Raw genomic sequence first — 18,560 nt, 5'->3', positions numbered from 1 at the left:
TGAAACACCCTCAGCAAATATGCTGAGGGTGTTGTTATTTAGATATCGTATATTTTTTGCCACTTGAAAATCTTTATTATATTAATTTTAGCTACTTTATGGAAACCTGCCCGCATGAGCTTTCTTCGTCTTGATCTCTTATACCAAGGGACTATTGTACAGACTGCTCTCCCTTCCCGCTGCACATCTGCAACGATCTCCTCTAGTCGCAAGCTATCATATTCTTTTATAAACGACATATTGTCTGACAGCTTATAGGAATAGTTAACCGTTTCTTCGGTAACCGTTTGATCGTGTCGTCTATAGATGACATGATCGCTATCTGCAAAGAGTCGATAGCCCTTATAGAAATCTGTAACATTTGTCGCTCGATCCTTCGTTGTCATGATGTCTTTCATTGATAATTCTTGAAATCTCACATTTCTGTTATTCTGTTGTTGCTCTGCAATATAAACGTCTAAAATATGAATAGCTAGCATTCGTTGGAACATTTTTGTAACAGCTCGTAGCCAATCTTTTATGCTTGCATGCTTCAGAAAATAACGCAGTTCTCCTAATCGGTCTCGCTTCAATTTTACTAGCTGATGATTATTTGTTAATAGCCCTTTTAGGCGATCACGTATGACCATCCATAAACGAATACTACGCTCTTTAACTCCTTTTGTACTCATCACAAATTTCCTAGTAAAGTCAATATGTGTATACCATTCAAATTTATATGGCTCATAGCCACTTCCTAAGTCATAATAACGATAGCCAGCTTGATGTGCTTTTAGCATATTTTCTTTTTCAATGAGGCGACCTGGACCAAATAGATTAAAGTCTGGCTCATGGCCCATTGCCTGACAAAAATTGCGCTCTCTACAGCATAGATCAATTGTAAAAGCAATCCACTGTCCTTCAAATTGTAAGCTATCAACTTCTACGCGAAGCTCCTTACTGTTGCATTTAGCTAGCCGCTCATAAAATAGACGAGTTTGCTTTTCGGTAAAGCCACTTTTATCAATTTTCTTTTGCCATCTTCTCTTGAATAACGTAAACATGTCTTGTAGATGATTGTGATTTACTTCCCGAAAGACGACATGACCAAGTGACTTTAATTTGTTTTCACGCCGTTTAAGGCTTTTGAATTTCTTGTGATGCCTCTTTAGAAATGTTTCCATAGGAATGGTTTGGAAATCAATATAAGATGTGACAGTTCGAAAAATCGAATGAGGCATTTGATATTCGATCGCAAACTTTTCTAATTCTTGAGAGGTATTTTTACTTTCTAATAATCCATGTAACACGATTAAATAACGCTTATATTTTCGTGAAAACTCCTTCAAAAGAAACGTAATAGAAGGTTCTAACCACTCCTTGTCAGCGATCACTTCCATATAGGTCGCAAAACCTTGTCCTAAAAAGCTAAAATAATGGATTGTACCAAATCGTACAGTATGCACTAACGGAAAAAAGGCCACTGCTACACCTTGATGTTCCACTATGTAAATCTTGACATTGTCATGAATCCCGAGCGTTGTCCACCAAGTTGAAATCCATTCGTACTCAATAAAAGGGTTATTATTATACTCTTTTTCAAGAATCTCTGACCAAGTGCTCCGATAGGGCTCTAACTCTTCGATAGTCGTTATGAGTTTATAAGCTAGCAATGAACTCAATCGCTCCTTTTCACGTGATCATCGCCATACATTTAGTAGCCACTATATTCCTAGCAAGAAAGTATTAGAACATTACACCAACGTAAAAACCCCTCCTTATTAGAAAGGAAGGGCTTCGTTTCATTTACACGTTTACAAGTGATACCTCTGCCTTTGTCACTGCATTGGCCATATGTGCTGTCGCCACAAAGCTTAGTGTCATACCAGGCCCAATGGTTGCGCCTGGGCCAGGATACGTTTCCCCCATGATAGACGCTGAACAATTGCCAGAAGCATACAACCCCTCAATGGGTTCACCATTCTCCTTTATTACCCGAGCATATTCGTCCACTACGAGGCCACCTTTTGTGCCGATGTCTCCAGGATAAAGACGCAATGCATAGAAGGGTGCTTTCTTGATTTCTGCTAAATTTGGATTTGGTAGTGTCGGGTCACCGTAGTAATTATCGTAGGCACTATCTCCTCGATAAAAATCATCATCATGTCCGTTCCGCACAAAGTCATTAAAACGATTCACCGTCGCTACTAGGCTCTTCACTGGCACATCCATTTGTCTAGCAAGCTCTTCAATCGTTTCAGCACTTTTTGCGACTCCATGCTCAAACCAACTTTTCGGGAATGCCTGTCCTGGGAACAATCCTGTAAAAATATAACGGCTTTTAGCTGAGGCATCAATTAATATCCAGGAAGGAATCGCCTGCTTTGTGACCTCTTGATGCTTATACATCGTCTCCACGAATTCATGATATGGAGCCGCTTCATTAACAAAACGTTGCCCTGCACTATCCACTACAATCATATTGGGCACGCCACGATCTGCCACTAGGAAGAATGGATGTCCTTGTGGATCAATAACAGAAGGTGCTCCCCATACTTTATCCATTAAATCCAACATTGCACCAATTTTTACGCCAGGTTCAAGGATGTCACCTGTTTGACCTTCTGGAGAAGAAGTCCATGCAGCATTCGTAGGACTTGGTAAATACTTTTCACGAAGTGTCTGATTATGTGAGAAGCCACCTGATGACAGAACAACACCTTTCTTCGCCTCAATTCTAAGCTCTTGTCCATCTCGTTCCACAATAATTCCAATTACTCTTCCTTTGCCCATAATGAAATCTTTAAAGGCCGTTGATAGCCAAAGCTCACCATTTGCTTCTGCAAGAGAGAGGCGTAAACGTGCAATTAAAGCTTCTCCTAATGCTACCGGATCGCTCTTAGTCACCTTTGACTTGACTAAACGCGCCCCTAATTTCAGTGCAGTAGTTTTACCTTTTAGCGTCCGGGTAATCATATTCACCTTATGAAACTCGTAGCTATTCATCGTGAAGCCTTTTGTTGATAGAGTTGCACGACGCATAGAATTTGCTAAAGAGCCCATTTTTGTTAAATCGAAAATAAGTGGTTCAATGGAGCGTCCCTGTGACAAGCCACCTGGTTTTTCTGGATAATAATCCGAGTAGCCTTTTGCATATTGGAAGCGCATATGCTTTGTTTTATTGTACAAAAAGCGTAACATTTCAGGCCCTCTCGTAATATAGGCTTCCTTTAGCTCTTCTGGCACACGATCACCGATTGTTGAATCTAGATATTGGCGTGCAAGTTCATGTGTATCTGGGACACCTGCACCTTTAATGATATGATTATTAGGAATCCATAAGGCACCGCCTGAAATAGCAGAAGCACCACCATAGCGATCTGTTTTTTCGATCACTAATGATTTCATTCCTTGTAACTTTGCTGTTAAACCTGCTGTCAATCCCGCTGCACCAGAGCCTACTACTACTACATCATAACTAGCATCCCATTTCATTCAACCATTCCTCCCTATATGAGCTAAATCGATGAATCTGTCCTTTCTATTAAAAAGTATAGAATTAAACCAATATTCAGTCAATTTAAACCATTCCCTATTTTTCCACAAAAAAAGGAGCATGCTCACTCGATTTAAGGTTTTAGAATCACCATAGGCTTTACTTGCTTCTTCTAATGGCAATAAAGTGTAATGATTTCTGTCGATGGCATTATTATAACCTCCACACGATACATTAAATGGCAAGATGACACGGTCACCCTTTTTCACTTTTGTCACATCTGCTCCTACCTATTACATAATCCTTAAGTGAAGGAATAGCGCCTTGGTAAATATGCAAATCAGTTCCATGAATAGCAGTAGAAGTGATTTTCACAATAATATGTCCTTCTTTTTATAGTTGGATTCTCTACTATACATTTTAACTTGGATATCTTTAATTCCCTGATAGGTTACAGCCTTCACGACAACACTCCCTTAGCATAGTACCATTACAACAAGCATTAGATTTTCAACTCTATTCTTTGCTTCGCTAACCTGCAGTATGCACATCTTTGTCATTATCGTTTTTATACAGGCAAATCAATGTCAAGCATATTCATTTCTACTTAGCATATAGTTTGAAAAGACATTAAGTTGATGATAGGGCGGAGGAATTTTACAGGTGAGTGCAATGATACTTGGTGGTTTTCTATTTTTCAGTGTGAGCATTGGGGGCGCGATTGCCTGGATTTTCTCTAAGCTATTTCAGCATACGACACAGGGATTATCATTATTGTGCGGAGGTTTTTTAGTAGGCTTACTTGTGCTAGATATCATTCCTTCTTCCTTTCAAATCTATCAATCATTTGGGATTATATTAGGTATTTTTATTGGGTATTTTATCTTTCAACTACTAGATACCTTATTTCATGCTTCTCATGCACAAAATCCCTCTGTCTCTCTATTAACACTTGCTATGATTATCCATACAATCCCTATTAGTCTCACTGTCGGAAATTTACTTGGAAATGCTGCATTAAGTATTTCTCTCACAGCCTCCATTATTCTTCACCATGTTCCAGAGGGATTTGCTCTATCTACTGCACTCATCTCTCAAGGTGAAAGGCTTTGGAGACTTTTCATTTATTTCTTCATCTTCTCCATTTTCTTTAGTATTTTCATCTGGTTTGGTCAGTATTGGGCCTTACCTGAAAAAGCACAAGGGATCTTAATGGGCATTTCGATAGGATTGATTGCTACAGCTAGTATTTCTGAATTCATTTTGCATCAGCTACAGAAAGTCTCATTTAAAGCATTCTTTATGTATCTATTTCTAGGCTATTTCCTAAGCTATATTTTCCATATACTTGTTGAATAACAAAGGGATGTCTCCGCACAAGAGACATCCCTTTCCTCTTTTATTCTTCTTCACTAACTAGCATTAAAGTAAGCGTTAAAATTTTAGAAACCTCTGCCCGAGTAAGATTACCTTTTGGGTTAAACTTACCATTCGAACCATTTAAAATACCTAGATGTTGCAATAGACCAATAGCATCTACTGTTTCTTGACGCATTTGATTTTTATCTGTGAATGAATTGTTTTTGCTCACTTGCGCAACATCCACTTCCATACCTTCTAAATATCTAGCAGTAATATAGGCCATTTCCTCTCGTGTAACGGGCTTTTTCGGCTCAAATTTTTCACCATTGAAAATGTCGATTAAGCCATACTCTTCAAGAATCGCTACTTCCTTAGCACCCCAGAAACCATTAAGATCCGTATAAGAAGCAGGGCCCTCATAATCATCATTCACATTTAAGCCAGATGCACGGAAAATAATAGCCGCCAGTTCTCCACGCGTCACTTGTCCATTTGGATTAAACGTAGTAGCCGTTGTTCCATTAATGATATCTGTTTGATACAGTAACTGAATATAGCTTTCAGCCCAATGACCAATAGCATCCTTGAAATATCCACCTGATTTTAACTCAACGTCGGCACGAGCAAATACCTGTACCATATCATTTAAATCCTCTGCACTAACTGCTTCCCATTTGCCAGCAGTATATACTTCACTTTTATAGCCATTACTAGTTTGTGTAATTTTTATTTGAATCGCCTGACCAAATAACTTCTTCAGTTCTTCATAGTTTTCCTTAAACTCTTTTTCTCCCTCTGGATAGAGGTTTGTACCATCTTTGTACGATTGAAGAATCGCCTCTAATGAAATTTTGACTGTAATACTATTTTTTGTTGTAACAATCGACACTTCGTTATTTTCAAAGCCTATTTTAGATAACAAAAGCATTTTATAAATATCTTGATAGGGCATGGCTTGTAACTGATTAGTGGCTACCACATTCTGTTTTGGATGAATTATATTTTCCACATTCACTACATCCTGTGCATACGCCTGTCCACCAAACCCTCCTGTAAAACATGCAATACTCAGTGCACCAGCTAACATTATTTTCTTCACTGTTTTTCCCCCTTCGATTCATAGATTCAGTGTACTAAAACAACAGTTTATAAATCTATAAAAATATGGGAATTATACAATAATTATATAAAAGTCCTATTATTAACACATTATAATTTTCCTATTTTTACTTTTGAGTTTGAAACTAGTTTAACAGAAGAACAAATTACATAATGCTATCTACAACAATTACATATGTAATTAGCTATATCTCTTAAATAAGGGCAGCTTAAAGGCTGTTCTTTGTTATATTTCTTTAACAGTGGGTACATACTTGGAAAGAAACTTCTTTCAGATAACTTTATATTTATATAATATTAGAGGCTTTCATTTGATTTTTATTCGTAGGTAGAAGTAGTATGGAATTGTAATGAAGGATTATCTACATATCCACACTATTATATTAATGTAACAATTTCAAAGGAGGAATTTCGATGAATTATCAAAACATTACAGTTGCAGGTAGCGGTGTATTAGGGAGTCAAATTGCTTATCAATCTGCTTTCAAAGGTTTTAATGTAACAGTGTATGACATTAACGATGAGGCGTTAAAAAATGCACAGGATCGTATTACAAAATTAAAACCATTTTATCAACAAGATTTAGGTGCTACACAAGAAGAAGTGGATGCAGCCTATGCACGTCTTACATTTAATAGTGACTTGGCGCAAGCCGTTGCCAATGCTGATCTTGTTATAGAAGCAATCCCTGAAGTTGTGAGCATCAAAACAGAATTTTACACGAATCTTGGAAAAGTAGCACCAGCAAAAACAATTTTTGCAACAAACTCGTCTACTTTATTACCAAGCCAATTTGCTGAAGCAACTGGCCGTCCTGATAAATTTTTAGCTCTTCACTTTGCTAATACAATTTGGAAAAACAATACTGCGGAAATTATGAAACACCCTGGTACAGATATGAAAGTATTTGATGAAGTGATTGAATTTGCACGCGCCATTGGCATGGTACCACTACCATTGCATAAAGAGCAACCTGGCTATATTTTAAACTCATTACTCGTTCCGTTTTTAGATGCAGCTGAATCTTTACTTGTAAAAGAAGTGGCCGATCCAGAAACAATCGATAAAACATGGATGATTGGTACAGGCGCTCCACTAGGACCATTTGCTATTCTAGACATCGTTGGCATTAACACTGCCTATAACATTGTGGAAGCGAAAGCAACTGCCACTGGTGATGAAAACATGAAAAAATTAGCTAACCTCTTAAAAACAGAGTACATCGAAAAAGGCAAATTGGGCCGCGCAACAGGTGAAGGCTTCTACACATATCCAAATCCAAGCTTTGCGAAACCAGATTTCTTAAAGGGTTAATGATTAAAAAGAGCAATTGTCCTTCTTAAAAGGGCATTGCTCTTTTTTTATCATACAAAAAAATTCCAAAAACTAGGTGTGTTTTCAAATTCCTTCGTTGTCAGCTTTTCAATAATTTTCAGCTTAATCTCCTGCTCTAAGTCTTCTCTATCCTGGTAACTTGTTTGATGAAGACACTGCTTAATTTTTGGCGTAAAATTTTCAATAATTATTAGCATCTCCTCATTCATATTGTCCTGCATTGACTAAATCTCCTCCTTTCTAATATTTTGATGATGAAGCTTCTTTAAAGCCTTTCGATGAAGATTGGATATGTTCTGTGGTGTTGTTTGAAATGTTTCAGCGATTACTTTTATAGAATAGTCTTTGACATAAATCATTTCTAAAATTTGAAGTTGCTTGTCTGTTAATTTTTGTAAGCCTTTAAAGAGCTGTTCATTTTCAATTTTTTCTAATAATCCTTCTTCTCCGCTATCTTCGTCTCTTATACCGTCGTCCATTAGGCCACTATCTGCGACTAATAAAAATCGATTTTGCAATCTTCTCTTTTTTTTATCGAAATCCAGGCTAAAGAAATAAATTAAATTGCTGATATACTTTATTTTCTGTACCCTTTGATAATGAGCTTGAAATGTTTCATCAACCATTTTCAAATTACAATCATTGGGATATAAGATTGCATGTTGTACCAAATAAAGATTTTGTGCATCTGCCAAAAAACTTCTGATAATTGGATTTTTAACCTGTTCTCTATTTCTGTAAAAAAACTCTTCTATTATTTTGTACTCATTACACATTCGCATCACTCCTATATATTGGCCTTCTTGTTCATTAAAGTGAATATCATATATCTATTATAAACCAAAAATAGAACAAATGTTCCCTTATTTATTCATTCATATTGATTTTATTAATCGTACGTTCACTTTTAATAACTGTAAGCATCATAATAATGAGGGGGGAAGATGTTATGATACCAGTTGAAACTATACAAATGTGGGTTCACCTAATAGGCAATTCAGGTTTCCCTATTGCCATTACCATCTATCTCTTTATGCGTTTTGAAAAGAAAATAGAAAATTTGGAAGCGATCATCTTGAAGTTGTTAGATAAAAGGGAAAATTCATAGGTCTACAAAAAATTTACGGCAGCATCCTTTTTAAAGGATGCTGCCGTGTGACTTAAAGATGCCTCTGCATACCATATATGTAAGAACAATTATGTAGATGGGGGGATTTTATGGAGCTTATATTGACCATTTTACTCATGCTAGATATTCCCTACAATTACTTTCACCATTCATTCCCCATTATGATTGAATACTTGGGGAATCTTGGATTTTGGCTGGCACTCCCATTATCGGTCCTTACTATCTTGCTAAGTCTATGGTTACTTATAAAAAAAGTGGGCATTGTTAGCTCTTTACTTATTCTTTTTATTACGGGGATTCTTTTATTCCTTGCTTTAATTCCATTGTTCCATTGTTACTCATCCTAATAAATTGAAGCCTATGAAGATCAATACTTCAAAGGCTTTTTAGCATTTTTAAAAATACAGCACCATATAATCCTCATCAAAATATTGCTGCCCTATTTTTAAGGCGTTTCGTTCTGTTCCAAAAACGTGAAAACCTAACGATGTGTATAATCCTTTTGCTGATTCATTGGAAGAAACAACTGTTAAATTAATTTGCTCGACGTCTACGAGTGTTTTGGCTTGATTGATGATCTCTACCATTAGTTGTTTTCCTATGCCCAATCCCCGTTTTTTTGAAGAAACATAAACGGCAAAAATACTCGCTTTATGCTTTAGCTTCATTTTATTTGCGTGCACCAATGTCGCCACACCGAGTAAATCCTCCTGGTCAAATGCCCCAAATGTAAATGTTCCCTGTCCTTCGAGCCTACTTGCAAACGACTCAAGTGACAAATCCTTTTCTTCCTCGAAGCTAGCGCCAAAAGCTTCTGGATTTGTTTGCAATCCCTCTAATCTTAAATCTCTATATACCTCAGCATCTGCAGCTGTTAATTGTCTAATTTCCATGCCTTTTCCTCCTATCATACTTTTCCTCTTTATCGGCCATAACGATTGGCATTTGATGTACTTTTCCAGCAGTAATCCTTAAAATGGAAATAAAGGAGCTAAAAATCTATGAAATCTACTAATATGTCAAAACATTTTCTTACGTTACAGGCACAACGAGCACACTATCTACCAGCTTTTCATTCACTTTCACAGGAAGAACTATGGCAAGTAACACGTGAAGGAAAATGGTCCATTGGTGAACACTTTTATCACCTTTATTTGATTCTCAAAATGCTCCACACAGCAACCAAATATTCTTTATTCCTCACGCCTATCGCTAAAATGCGAAGAAACAAGCCATTCTCTACTGAAATACATGATATTTATGAAGAATATCAATCCAAAAAAGGACAAGGAATGCGAGCACCAGGTATTTTAGTTCCACCTAAGAAAATACGCTTTGTATTAAACAGTTATGATATCGACCAATTACTTATCAACGAGACACTTGCTTTGCAAAAGTTAGTACAAAATATAGACGAGGATGTTGCAGGGCACATTGTTTTTCCTGATCCCATTGCGCATTATCCTAATCTCATTCAAGCTATTCAATTGTTGGCTATTCATGAGAGGCATCACTTTAATAGGATGGAAGGGCTTTTAGGAGAAAAGAATTTGAAAGGTACAATTAAAGAAATCAAATAGAGCCATTTTGATTTTATGCCCATCAAAACTGGCTCTGGATTTTTCAGTATAGCAACTTTGTCATGGAAAAATTTTATTAAGAAACGCTACGATCTCTTTGTTCTAGAACTACACTTAAAATTCCAAACAATAACAGTAATAAGACACCTACTAATGTAATATTTGACCATTGTAGCCTTGTATCGAATAGCTGAAAAAAGAAGGTAAATACAGGAATAAAGCACAGTGACATCATGACTAGAAATACTTCACAATATTGAATACCCTTCTGTAATAAATACATTGGTATTAACACACCGATGACTGTCATCAATAAAATCCAACCAATGTTTTCAAGCAAATAAGTAAACATGACATCATATGTAGCGATAAATGAAAGCAAAATGATACCATAAAATCTTTTTGATAAAATCATCGAGCTTGTCCATCCTAATTGACTGAGCTGCTTAGAATAGACTGTACATAATACTGCACCAAGTCCACACAATATGCTTGCCCCGACTCCTAAAATACTTGATTGGTCCCATGTTTGTACAGCCGATTTCCCTGTAAAAATAGCACCAATCAGTAATAAACTAGCTGCAAATATGCCAATTGCAAGACCCCACTGTGCATTTATCACTCGTTTTTTCTGCTGTATCGCAAGTAGCAATGCAAACAATGGGCCTAGTCCCATTTCAAGAGAGCTCACTATCGCTGGCTCAATATATTTTAATGCAAAGTAAAACCCCATAAAGGCTAATATGGAAGCACCGTTTAACTTCCATAAAGATGATCGTGCCTCTTTCCAGCAGGGCTCTATCTTTTGCTTACTTGTGATTAATTGAAAGAAGACAGTCGTAAGAAAAAAACTAATACCGGTGAAGAGAAATGGATGCACTGCTTGTACACGGTTCGAGTAATACACTTGGCTAATAGACGTTAAAATGGCTGACACTAGTAAACTTATTACCCCTATTGCATATAGATGACGTTTATTCTCAACTCTAGCTCCCATAGATTCCCCCTGATAGCATATCTACTCTTATGTTTACTATTGCGTTGCTAGAGTAAACTTCTTTACTAATTTCTCCAAACTGTTCTCTACATGATGACAGTCGACAAAAAACACCCTCACTTCGGCACTTTGATCCCCTTCATTTGTGTTAAAATAAATTTCTTTCATTTGTTCAACTTCCGTATTCAATGGATAAAGGAGCCATATTTCTTTAGCGTGATATTTTTTAGCATACGCATACATTTGATACATATCTGCCTGTGAAATGCCATAGTTATTGTGTGGCGTGTTACTTAGCATTTTCCATTTTGTATCTAAAATAATGTTGCCAGTGCCATTTGTTAATACAATATCTGGTCGTAATGCAAATTTCCCTTGAAATAAATGATAGCCTTTATCCTGTAATTGTACCTGCCACGCTGTATCACTTAGTAGCTTTTTCAGATGAAAGCCAATATAAGACTCAAAAACTTTTTCCATTGGAAATAATAAGGCTTTAGCAAATGAATGTCCTGAAAAAGTTGTAAAGCTTTCATTATTTAAAAAAATTTTAGACCATTGCATAATCGTTTCATAATCTTTTAAATTACGATCAATCTTTACCTGGGAAAAATCCTTATTGTAGTTTTTGGATTGCTCAATGAGTTCAAAGTGTATGAGTTGCTTACGAATTTCATTTATATTGTCATTGCTAGTAGATTGTTTTAACAAATAAAGCAATGTAGCCTTGATTAATCGATTTTCTGCTCGATTCATTCCAAACTCATCATAGCGTGTATAGAAACGTTGACGATGAACAAGGTTATATTTTAATTGCTGTGAGAATACCATTTTTCCTTTGTATACATTTAAGTTATCCTCCATCGCATAATACGATGATTTAAGTCCTTTTTTAATCAGTTTTTGTACTTCTTCAATGTACAATCGAATGAAAATTTCCAATAACGTCATATGATCTGTACGAAGACTAGTCTCATTAAAGGTTTTGCTAGGAAATTCTTGTAATGACTTAAGCATTTTCAAAAATGTTTTTTTAGGGTCAATGGCTGTTTTCCCATATATTTTTGGCAAAATTTGAATTTGTGTACCATTTTTCAATTGCACAATCCCAACATAATTTTTTGCACGAATGACCTTCCCTACATGCCGCTTTGTGGAGACAGAGAAAAAATCGTATGCATCCACATCTTCCATATCATTACAGTCCAAAATCATATTTTCAAGCTGCTCGAAAGAATCATTGTCTAAGTATACATACTCATCTTTAAAAGCTTTATTGCATGTCAGGATATCGTATTCCTTTATTTCAATTAACTTCTTCATTCTCGACCCTTCCATATATGCCGATATAGCTTAATGGTTCCTCGAATGCACTTGCTTGAAGATGGAATTTCGTTTCTGGGAGGTCTATATCAATGGCTCGACCAAATAATCCTTTTATACTTAATTTCTCATCCAAAATAAATCGATATTGCTGGGGTTTTAAATGATCTCCTAACACTAACTGAATCTTACTATAATCTTCATAAAAATATTCTTGGAGAAGTGGAATAATCGCATTCTTAAAAATATTAGCTAGATTTTCTAATGAACTGTCTTCTTTTAAGCTCATAAAATAGGCATGACCAATAGTATGTTCACGATCATACAGTGCTTCAATACGAGCGTTCATAACTTCCATTAGACGTTGAATATGGATATGCCCAACTTTTATATCAGCTACTGCATTCAAATTTGGCAGCATTTCAATAAATTCAAAGCGTCTTCTAAGTGCTGTATCCATCAGTGCAATGGAACGATCTGCTGTATTCATCGTTCCCAGCAAATAGACATTTTGAGGGACACCAAAATCCTTTTTAGAATATGGAAGCTTCACATGCATTTCTTCTAGTGCTCCAATTCGTTTTGTCGGTTCAATTAATGTAATAAGTTCACCAAAAATCTTCGATATATTGCCTCGATTAATTTCATCGATAATAAAGACATAGTTATTAGTATTTTCTTCCACATCGATTTGATCATTTTGCGAGTATTTTAAAATTAAATTATTCACATCATTGATTGATAGTCGCCAAAGCTCATAAATGGTTTGCTGCACTAAGTTCGTTTTGCCATTTAGCTCGTAAATATTTTCATAGATATCCGTGGCAATCCACTCTACTTCACGACTTCTTTTAAAATCTTCCTCTGCCTCTAACCATTCAGGCTCTCCTGTGATAATGCCAATTGCATCAATATGCTTTTGATCTCCTAAAGAAAAGACGATATCGCCAACACTCATTCCCTCATAGAAATAGTACAAGGTATCTGAAGGATATTCCCCATCCTCAATAAAATCAGTACCTTCCTCATCCCAGCCTATACGAATTTGATTGTCCTTAAAGCATTCTTCTTTCAGCCAATTCTTGCCACTGCCTCCTAAAGAAATCTTCCAAACTTTTTTATTTCCTTCCATCACCTGATCATGAGCAGTTAATTTTAATTGCTGCGCTTGCTCACAAAATTCTTTAAACACGCCTGATTCAATTTTATATTGAATGCTCTCTTCTGCTTCATCGTTTAAAACAGGCTTAATTCCCTCGATAAACTCTTCATATCCATATGATTGATGAAAAGTAACGAATCGAATCTGACCTTGCTTTTTATACGTAAGATAACGTTCAAAAACATCTTGATACGCTTCTGCGCAAATCGCCATAAATTCTTTATTCTCAATAATACTAACCGCGTAGTTCACCGTATTATAAGTTTTTCCTGTTCCTGGTGGACCGTACAGGATGGTATTGATATTGCATTGACTCATTTTTGGGGAATCCTCCTCAATTATTAGGTTTGTTAAAATGAAATGAGTAAACTTTCCTTCAATGAAATCATATAATTCAGCAATTTTTTTCTGACCCATTATGGTCGTTACGGTTATTTCTCTATTTAATGCAGGGCGTTCTTTTTGGTTATTAAATTCTCCGTAATAAGATAGTCTTCGCTTAATCGAATCATTAAAATCTCCTGCCACTAGATAGTTATAAATAGAACCAGTAGCATTTGCTACACAGTGAGATGATGCCAATGCAGGAGGAATTATATCTTTGTTTAATTCCTCCGCTTTTTTAACAATTTCACTCTGCTTAAAATACAAATCTTCACTTTTAACATTCTCTTTTTCGATAAATTTTTCATATGTTAATATTGCTCCTGCTAACCAAATAGCCTCTACCTTTTTCATAAAAAACCCTCTCTCGATCTGGTTCTATTAAAGTAAATTATCAGCCTTTTTCAAAGGAAATACCCAAACATTACGCATTCGTCCATCAACATCTTTCTGAAGATCAGTGTACGGATCGGCAGCGAGAACTACCTCACCTCGATATGTATATTTCCCCTTTGTCATAACTTCAAAATAATGAACTGTTATACCATTTGATTTGGATTCAGCTAATGTCTTATTTTGTGACTTTAAATGCTGATCGCCCTTTTGTCCCATGCCAGTATAGTGATAAATTTCATTTACAGTCCTGTCATCATATAATTTTGTTCGATCTGATATTAACACTAAGGTATTTGTTCGGTGTGATCTTCTCATGCCACCCTGTGGAGAACATTTAAAAATTTCACAAAGTTGATGGTTATCAATTATCGTATTTATTTGTAAATCTTTTATTTCCTTCAATAAATTACACTCCCTACACTCATTATTTTATTTCCATTATAGTACCATAAATTTGTTCTAATTTTACTAATTGTTAATGAAATCAAACATAATTTCCAGTTATTTTTCACTAATTTATTCAAGTCTTTTAACAGAATTATTTGCTGAAAATTCCCTTTAAAGAAAAAAGACGTGTAAGCAATAATAGCCTTCACGCCTTTCTATTTAATTTTTTCATGATTATCAACACTTAAAATTTTTTACGGATCAATTCATAAAAAATCAAATTGATACAGAGAATATTCCAAGTTAATTGCATCTTCTAAAGTAGCATGCTTAAAAACTTTTCAAAATGCACGCCTGCCTCACGAGGTACTTGCTCCTTCGAAGTAGCTTCAATTGCAGCGGCTAAAAATGTTTCTGCTAGTGTCATTGAGGCCATTAAATCTTGTCCGCGCATCATGCCACCCATTATGATGGATGCGAAGAGGTCGCCCGTGCCTGAATAGCTCTCACCATTATAGTTGCGGATACTATGAAAAGACCGCTCAGAATCGACAAACATATTCCCAACATAACGCTTGTCCGTATCACCTACTGGTGGATTCAAACCCGTAATAATGACGTTTGCTCCAGTTGCTTGCTGTAACTGCTGACCTGCCTCTTTAAGGGCATGAATATAATCAGTATCATTTGGATAGCTCAGTAGCCTTTCATAGGATAAACCTGTAAGCAAGCAGCATTCCGTGACATTTGGCGTAATAATATCAGCACACTTTACTAACGCTTTCATACGATCAAGCAATTCACCAGTAAACATTTTATAGACCTCACCATGATCACCCATTACTGGATCGACAAGCAACGTCGTCTTATTTGAGTGAAACACGTCTAAAAAGCGAAATATATTATCGATTTGCTCCTTACCTGTAACAAAGCCTGTATGAATCCCTTCAAAGGTAGCTCCAAGCTTACTCCACTCATCTATAAAAGAGTCCATCTTTGACGTTAAATCTTCACAATAAAAGCTTGAATATCCTGTTTGTGCCGTTAAAATAGCTGTTGGTAATGGGACTGCTTGCACACCCATCACAGAGAGTACAGGCATCGCAGCCGTCAATGAGCACTTTCCAAAGGACGACATATCTTGAATTACAGCAACTTTTTTCATCATACATTCCACCTAACTCATCCTGCTTTTACTCTCCCCATCGTATCACAATTCGAAAGATGCGAAAATAACCTCAAACTGACCCTTAACTTTTTTATAAAATTGACACTTTTACAATAGTCAGTCCTTTGTTAAAGTAAAAATCATCAAAATATTCATCATAGTGAGGAAGAGACAAATGCAAAATATACAAAGGCCAACATCCTATACAAAATCACGCACAAAAACATTTGATTTAGTCATTACAGCCATTTTAGCAGCACTTGTTTTCGTTGCTACAATGTTTATCAATCTGAAGCTACCGATTGGGCAAGGGGGCCTTATCCACTTAGGAACATCTATGCTGTTTATCTCCGCTATTTTATTCGGGCCTAAAAAAGGAGCACTTGCTGGAGCTATTGGAATGGGTTTATTCGATATCGTAGGTGGCTGGTTAATTTGGGCACCCACAACCATTATTTCACGCGCATTACAAGGCTTCATTGTCGGTAAAATTGCTTGGTCAAAAGGACATAAAGGTGATAATCTTGGGCTGAATATTTTAGGAGCAGTAGTATCAATGCCTGTGATGATTGCTGTTTACTATGTTGGGCAAGCCATTATGTTCAACAGCTGGATTGCCCCGCTGGCATCCATTCCTGGGGACGTCATTCAAAACATCGTAGGCTTAGTTATCGCCATCCCAGTATGTGTTGTACTGAAAAAAACGCCATACTTCAAAAATAATTTTTAATGAAAAACACCATCTTGCTGTTGAACAGTAAAGATGGTGTTTTTTATGGAGTGATATACAAAAACAACGAATTTCAAGATAAAGTGAAACTAGCCTTGTTCTTTTTCATACTATAAGGTGGAGGTGGAAAAATGCCAAGAGTAAAATACCGTGATGCAGACGTTGCTTTAATGGCAAGGATGATGAGAGCAGAAGCAGAGGGTGAAGGTCAACAAGGTATGCTTTACGTGGGCAATGTCATTGTGAATCGTGCTGTGGCATCCTGTTTAGATTTCAATGATGTAAGAACAATTGAGCAGGTTATTTACCAGGTACAAGGCGGAAATTATTCTTTCGAAGCTGTTCAAAAAGGCAATATGTTTTACCAACGAGCGAGAGAAACGGAAAAAAGATTGGCGAAACAAAACTTAGATTTCTGGCGTGAACATCCAGCAAAATACGCACTCTGGTACTTCAATCCATATGCACCATGTCCCCCAACATGGTATGGTCAGCCGTTTACAGGACAATTTAAGAATCATTGCTTTTATGAACCTGCTCCAGATACTTGTGCCAGTGTATATATGGGATAATACGTTCAACGTTAAAAAGGGAATACCTCTATTGCAGGTATCCCTTTATACTCATATTTTATAGCATGGCTTAATCCATCACCTTTAAAAGCTTTTCCTTAAACATCATTACTCCAATCAAGCCAATGATAGAAAATATGACTGGCGAAATGAAGCCATAGTAGTATCCATCACTTACATTGCCTGTGGCAGCTTGAAAGTAATCTAAAATAAACCCAAAAATAATGGGCAGCAATGCGGCACTTAGAAAGCCCCCAGTATTGGCAAATCCAGAAACAATGCCTGATTCATTTAAAGGGAAAGTTTGACGAACTGCCGCAAAGGTTAAAGCACTTGCACCATAGCCAAAGCCAATGATAAAGAACAGGACAATGAGCATGAAAATGGACGGATGCCCTTTCAATAAAAGAAAGGCAAACCAACTAGCTAAAACCGCAATATGCACAACAATATAGGGTCTCTTAATTGTACCTAACCAGCCAGCAATCCAGCTCATTAAAGGTGCTCCTAAAAGCGCTCCGACTAGACCAATCATAATTAACTGACTAGCCTCTGACCGTGACATCTCATACATATTGATCCCATATGGTACTGCCCACGAGCTAATAAAGCCAACATACCCGCCCACAACGCCAAAATGACAAAAAAATAAAGCCCACGCTTGCCTGCTTGAAAATATTCTTCGTAATAATATGGAGCTTTTTTCACGTTTTATTTCTTTAGTTATGCTTACAGATTCCTTTGAAAAAATGCGTTTTGTGTTTTGTACAAGCACAAAATAAAGAAGTACACCACATAAGCATAGTAAAAGTCCTGTAGAGAAAAAGGTGATTCGCCAACCTAATAAAAGAATCAATGTAGCAAAAGGCACCGTTGCCAATAAGAAACCTAAGCTCCCTGTCATACCTGCAAAGCCAATTAATCGGACAAACTCCTTTTTATGAAACCATTGTGCCAAAATAAGCACCATATTCACCCATATGGTGGCATCTCCTATACCAGTAAGTATTCTAGAAAAGAATAGAATGAATTCATGTGTACCTAGACTGTAAAGAATGGTTCCTATACCTGTTAGGGTGGCACCAATGATGAGGAAAACGTTTGGCCCAAATCGGTCAGCTAAAATCCCCATTGGAATTTGCAAACTCGTGTACACAAAAAATTGAATACTCGTCAATAACCCAATTGTCGATGCCGTTACCCCAAAATCCTCCATCAATTGATCTGTAATTAACCCTGGAGCAGTTCGCTGACTTGCCATTAACAAATAGGTAAACAATACAGCAACAAACACAATCCATCTGTACTTATGTTGTTGTTTGTCCAATAATCACTACTCCTATTAGCTTTTATTGTATGTATATGAGTTCGAGGCCAGGATAAAACCTGCTTTTGAGGAAGCTTTAAAATTACGACAGAAAGAAAACGCACCCAGTCTACA

Annotated in this window: 18 protein-coding genes and 1 pseudogene; 6 read left to right on the top strand and 13 right to left on the bottom strand. The window is 36.5% G+C overall.

The features are described from left to right. Positions 1-38 precede the first annotated feature (38 nt). The 3 genes and pseudogenes from EW028_RS13195 to EW028_RS13185 form a co-directional block, all read right to left on the bottom strand. A complete protein-coding gene (locus EW028_RS13195) occupies positions 39-1,652 on the bottom strand; it encodes a GNAT family N-acetyltransferase (protein ID WP_131521198.1) in 1,614 nt (537 codons plus the stop codon). A 133-nt stretch (positions 1,653-1,785) separates the two neighbouring features. Beyond that, entirely contained in the window at positions 1,786-3,474 is a 1,689-nt protein-coding gene (locus EW028_RS13190; protein ID WP_131521197.1) for an FAD-dependent oxidoreductase, read from the bottom strand. Positions 3,475-3,696: 222 nt separating this feature from the next. Beyond that, positions 3,697-3,939, bottom strand: a pseudogene (locus EW028_RS13185) (alcohol dehydrogenase catalytic domain-containing protein); the annotation flags it as partial. Positions 3,940-4,147: 208 nt separating this feature from the next. Here EW028_RS13185 and EW028_RS13180 point away from each other — a divergent pair. Continuing rightward, complete coding sequence (locus tag EW028_RS13180) at positions 4,148-4,834, top strand: ZIP family metal transporter (RefSeq protein ID WP_227744947.1); 687 nt, start codon at positions 4,148-4,150, stop codon at positions 4,832-4,834. A 40-nt stretch (positions 4,835-4,874) separates the two neighbouring features. Here the strand turns inward: EW028_RS13180 and EW028_RS13175 are convergent, their stop codons facing one another. Next, positions 4,875-5,936 carry an S-layer homology domain-containing protein gene (locus tag EW028_RS13175; RefSeq protein ID WP_131521195.1) on the bottom strand — a complete coding sequence of 354 codons (1,062 nt, stop codon included), beginning with the start codon at positions 5,934-5,936 and terminating at the stop codon, positions 4,875-4,877. A gap of 434 nt (positions 5,937-6,370) precedes the next feature. On the opposite strand from EW028_RS13175, the gene EW028_RS13170 reads away from it, so the two are divergent. Further along, positions 6,371-7,270 carry a 3-hydroxyacyl-CoA dehydrogenase gene (locus EW028_RS13170; protein WP_054549488.1) on the top strand — a complete coding sequence of 300 codons (900 nt, stop codon included), beginning with the start codon at positions 6,371-6,373 and terminating at the stop codon, positions 7,268-7,270. A gap of 50 nt (positions 7,271-7,320) precedes the next feature. On the opposite strand, the gene EW028_RS13165 is transcribed toward EW028_RS13170, so the two are convergent. Both EW028_RS13165 and EW028_RS13160 read right to left on the bottom strand, forming a co-directional pair. After that, positions 7,321-7,512, bottom strand: a complete 192-nt coding sequence (locus tag EW028_RS13165) for a hypothetical protein (RefSeq protein WP_131521194.1) — start codon at positions 7,510-7,512, stop codon at positions 7,321-7,323. 3 nt (positions 7,513-7,515) lie between these two features. After that, positions 7,516-8,067 carry a sigma-70 family RNA polymerase sigma factor gene (locus tag EW028_RS13160; protein WP_131521193.1) on the bottom strand — a complete coding sequence of 184 codons (552 nt, stop codon included), beginning with the start codon at positions 8,065-8,067 and terminating at the stop codon, positions 7,516-7,518. A 173-nt stretch (positions 8,068-8,240) separates the two neighbouring features. Here EW028_RS13160 and EW028_RS13155 point away from each other — a divergent pair, with 173 nt between their 5' ends. Next, positions 8,241-8,399 (top strand): YvrJ family protein, encoded by a 159-nt coding sequence (locus EW028_RS13155; RefSeq protein ID WP_131521192.1) that lies wholly within the window; start codon positions 8,241-8,243, stop codon positions 8,397-8,399. A gap of 416 nt (positions 8,400-8,815) precedes the next feature. Here the strand turns inward: EW028_RS13155 and EW028_RS13145 are convergent, their stop codons facing one another. Next, the gene (locus EW028_RS13145; protein ID WP_131521190.1) at positions 8,816-9,313 is read right to left on the bottom strand and encodes a GNAT family N-acetyltransferase; all 498 of its coding nucleotides are present in this window, start codon (positions 9,311-9,313) and stop codon (positions 8,816-8,818) included. A gap of 108 nt (positions 9,314-9,421) precedes the next feature. Between EW028_RS13145 and EW028_RS13140 the strand changes: the two genes are divergently transcribed. Beyond that, on the top strand, positions 9,422-10,000 hold the full coding sequence (locus EW028_RS13140) for a DinB family protein (RefSeq protein ID WP_131521189.1): 579 nt from the start codon (positions 9,422-9,424) through the stop codon (positions 9,998-10,000). 76 nt (positions 10,001-10,076) lie between these two features. Here the strand turns inward: EW028_RS13140 and EW028_RS13135 are convergent, their stop codons facing one another. The 5 genes from EW028_RS13135 to EW028_RS13115 form a co-directional block, all read right to left on the bottom strand. Next, complete coding sequence (locus tag EW028_RS13135; protein ID WP_131521188.1) at positions 10,077-10,997, bottom strand: DMT family transporter; 921 nt, start codon at positions 10,995-10,997, stop codon at positions 10,077-10,079. 36 nt (positions 10,998-11,033) lie between these two features. Then, positions 11,034-12,320, bottom strand: coding sequence for an McrC family protein (locus EW028_RS13130; protein ID WP_131521187.1), 1,287 nt, complete (start codon positions 12,318-12,320; stop codon positions 11,034-11,036). Beyond that, positions 12,304-14,220 carry an McrB family protein gene (locus tag EW028_RS25990; RefSeq protein WP_284705882.1) on the bottom strand — a complete coding sequence of 639 codons (1,917 nt, stop codon included), beginning with the start codon at positions 14,218-14,220 and terminating at the stop codon, positions 12,304-12,306. Before EW028_RS25990 ends, EW028_RS13130 begins: the two co-directional genes overlap by 17 nt. A 27-nt stretch (positions 14,221-14,247) precedes the next feature. Next, positions 14,248-14,664 (bottom strand): SRA domain-containing endonuclease, encoded by a 417-nt coding sequence (locus tag EW028_RS13120; RefSeq protein WP_131521186.1) that lies wholly within the window; start codon positions 14,662-14,664, stop codon positions 14,248-14,250. 301 nt (positions 14,665-14,965) lie between these two features. Next, positions 14,966-15,814, bottom strand: a complete 849-nt coding sequence (locus EW028_RS13115; protein WP_131521185.1) for a pyridoxamine kinase — start codon at positions 15,812-15,814, stop codon at positions 14,966-14,968. Between the two features lie 178 nt (positions 15,815-15,992). Between EW028_RS13115 and EW028_RS13110 the strand changes: the two genes are divergently transcribed. Both EW028_RS13110 and EW028_RS13105 read left to right on the top strand, forming a co-directional pair. Then, the gene (locus tag EW028_RS13110; protein ID WP_004228177.1) at positions 15,993-16,547 is read left to right on the top strand and encodes an ECF transporter S component; all 555 of its coding nucleotides are present in this window, start codon (positions 15,993-15,995) and stop codon (positions 16,545-16,547) included. Positions 16,548-16,678: 131 nt separating this feature from the next. After that, positions 16,679-17,119, top strand: coding sequence for a cell wall hydrolase (locus EW028_RS13105; RefSeq protein ID WP_004228176.1), 441 nt, complete (start codon positions 16,679-16,681; stop codon positions 17,117-17,119). Between the two features lie 70 nt (positions 17,120-17,189). Here EW028_RS13105 and EW028_RS13100 read toward each other — a convergent pair whose 3' ends face one another. Next, the gene (locus EW028_RS13100) at positions 17,190-18,446 is read right to left on the bottom strand and encodes an MFS transporter (protein ID WP_131521184.1); all 1,257 of its coding nucleotides are present in this window, start codon (positions 18,444-18,446) and stop codon (positions 17,190-17,192) included. Positions 18,447-18,560: the final 114 nt, after the last annotated feature.

This window comes from Lysinibacillus sp. OL1 (assembly GCF_004332175.1).
In the GTDB taxonomy this organism is placed as follows: Bacteria; Bacillota; Bacilli; order Bacillales_A; family Planococcaceae; genus Lysinibacillus; species Lysinibacillus capsici.
Note: the sequence above shows the minus strand (reverse complement) of the source record. Positions and strands in the feature narration are given on the sequence as shown.

Coding starts and splice junctions, on each gene's coding strand:
- EW028_RS13190 (WP_131521197.1), bottom strand. CDS start 3,474: ATGAAATGGGATGCTAGTTATGATGTAGTAGTAGTAGGCTCTGGTGCA.
- EW028_RS13140 (WP_131521189.1), top strand. CDS start 9,422: ATGAAATCTACTAATATGTCAAAACATTTTCTTACGTTACAGGCACAA.
- EW028_RS13165 (WP_131521194.1), bottom strand. CDS start 7,512: ATGCAGGACAATATGAATGAGGAGATGCTAATAATTATTGAAAATTTT.
- EW028_RS13170 (WP_054549488.1), top strand. CDS start 6,371: ATGAATTATCAAAACATTACAGTTGCAGGTAGCGGTGTATTAGGGAGT.
- EW028_RS13110 (WP_004228177.1), top strand. CDS start 15,993: ATGCAAAATATACAAAGGCCAACATCCTATACAAAATCACGCACAAAA.
- EW028_RS25990 (WP_284705882.1), bottom strand. CDS start 14,220: ATGAAAAAGGTAGAGGCTATTTGGTTAGCAGGAGCAATATTAACATAT.
- EW028_RS13180 (WP_227744947.1), top strand. CDS start 4,148: ATGATACTTGGTGGTTTTCTATTTTTCAGTGTGAGCATTGGGGGCGCG.
- EW028_RS13160 (WP_131521193.1), bottom strand. CDS start 8,067: ATGTGTAATGAGTACAAAATAATAGAAGAGTTTTTTTACAGAAATAGA.
- EW028_RS13130 (WP_131521187.1), bottom strand. CDS start 12,320: ATGAAGAAGTTAATTGAAATAAAGGAATACGATATCCTGACATGCAAT.
- EW028_RS13105 (WP_004228176.1), top strand. CDS start 16,679: ATGCCAAGAGTAAAATACCGTGATGCAGACGTTGCTTTAATGGCAAGG.
- EW028_RS13155 (WP_131521192.1), top strand. CDS start 8,241: ATGATACCAGTTGAAACTATACAAATGTGGGTTCACCTAATAGGCAAT.
- EW028_RS13135 (WP_131521188.1), bottom strand. CDS start 10,997: ATGGGAGCTAGAGTTGAGAATAAACGTCATCTATATGCAATAGGGGTA.
- EW028_RS13115 (WP_131521185.1), bottom strand. CDS start 15,814: ATGAAAAAAGTTGCTGTAATTCAAGATATGTCGTCCTTTGGAAAGTGC.
- EW028_RS13145 (WP_131521190.1), bottom strand. CDS start 9,313: ATGGAAATTAGACAATTAACAGCTGCAGATGCTGAGGTATATAGAGAT.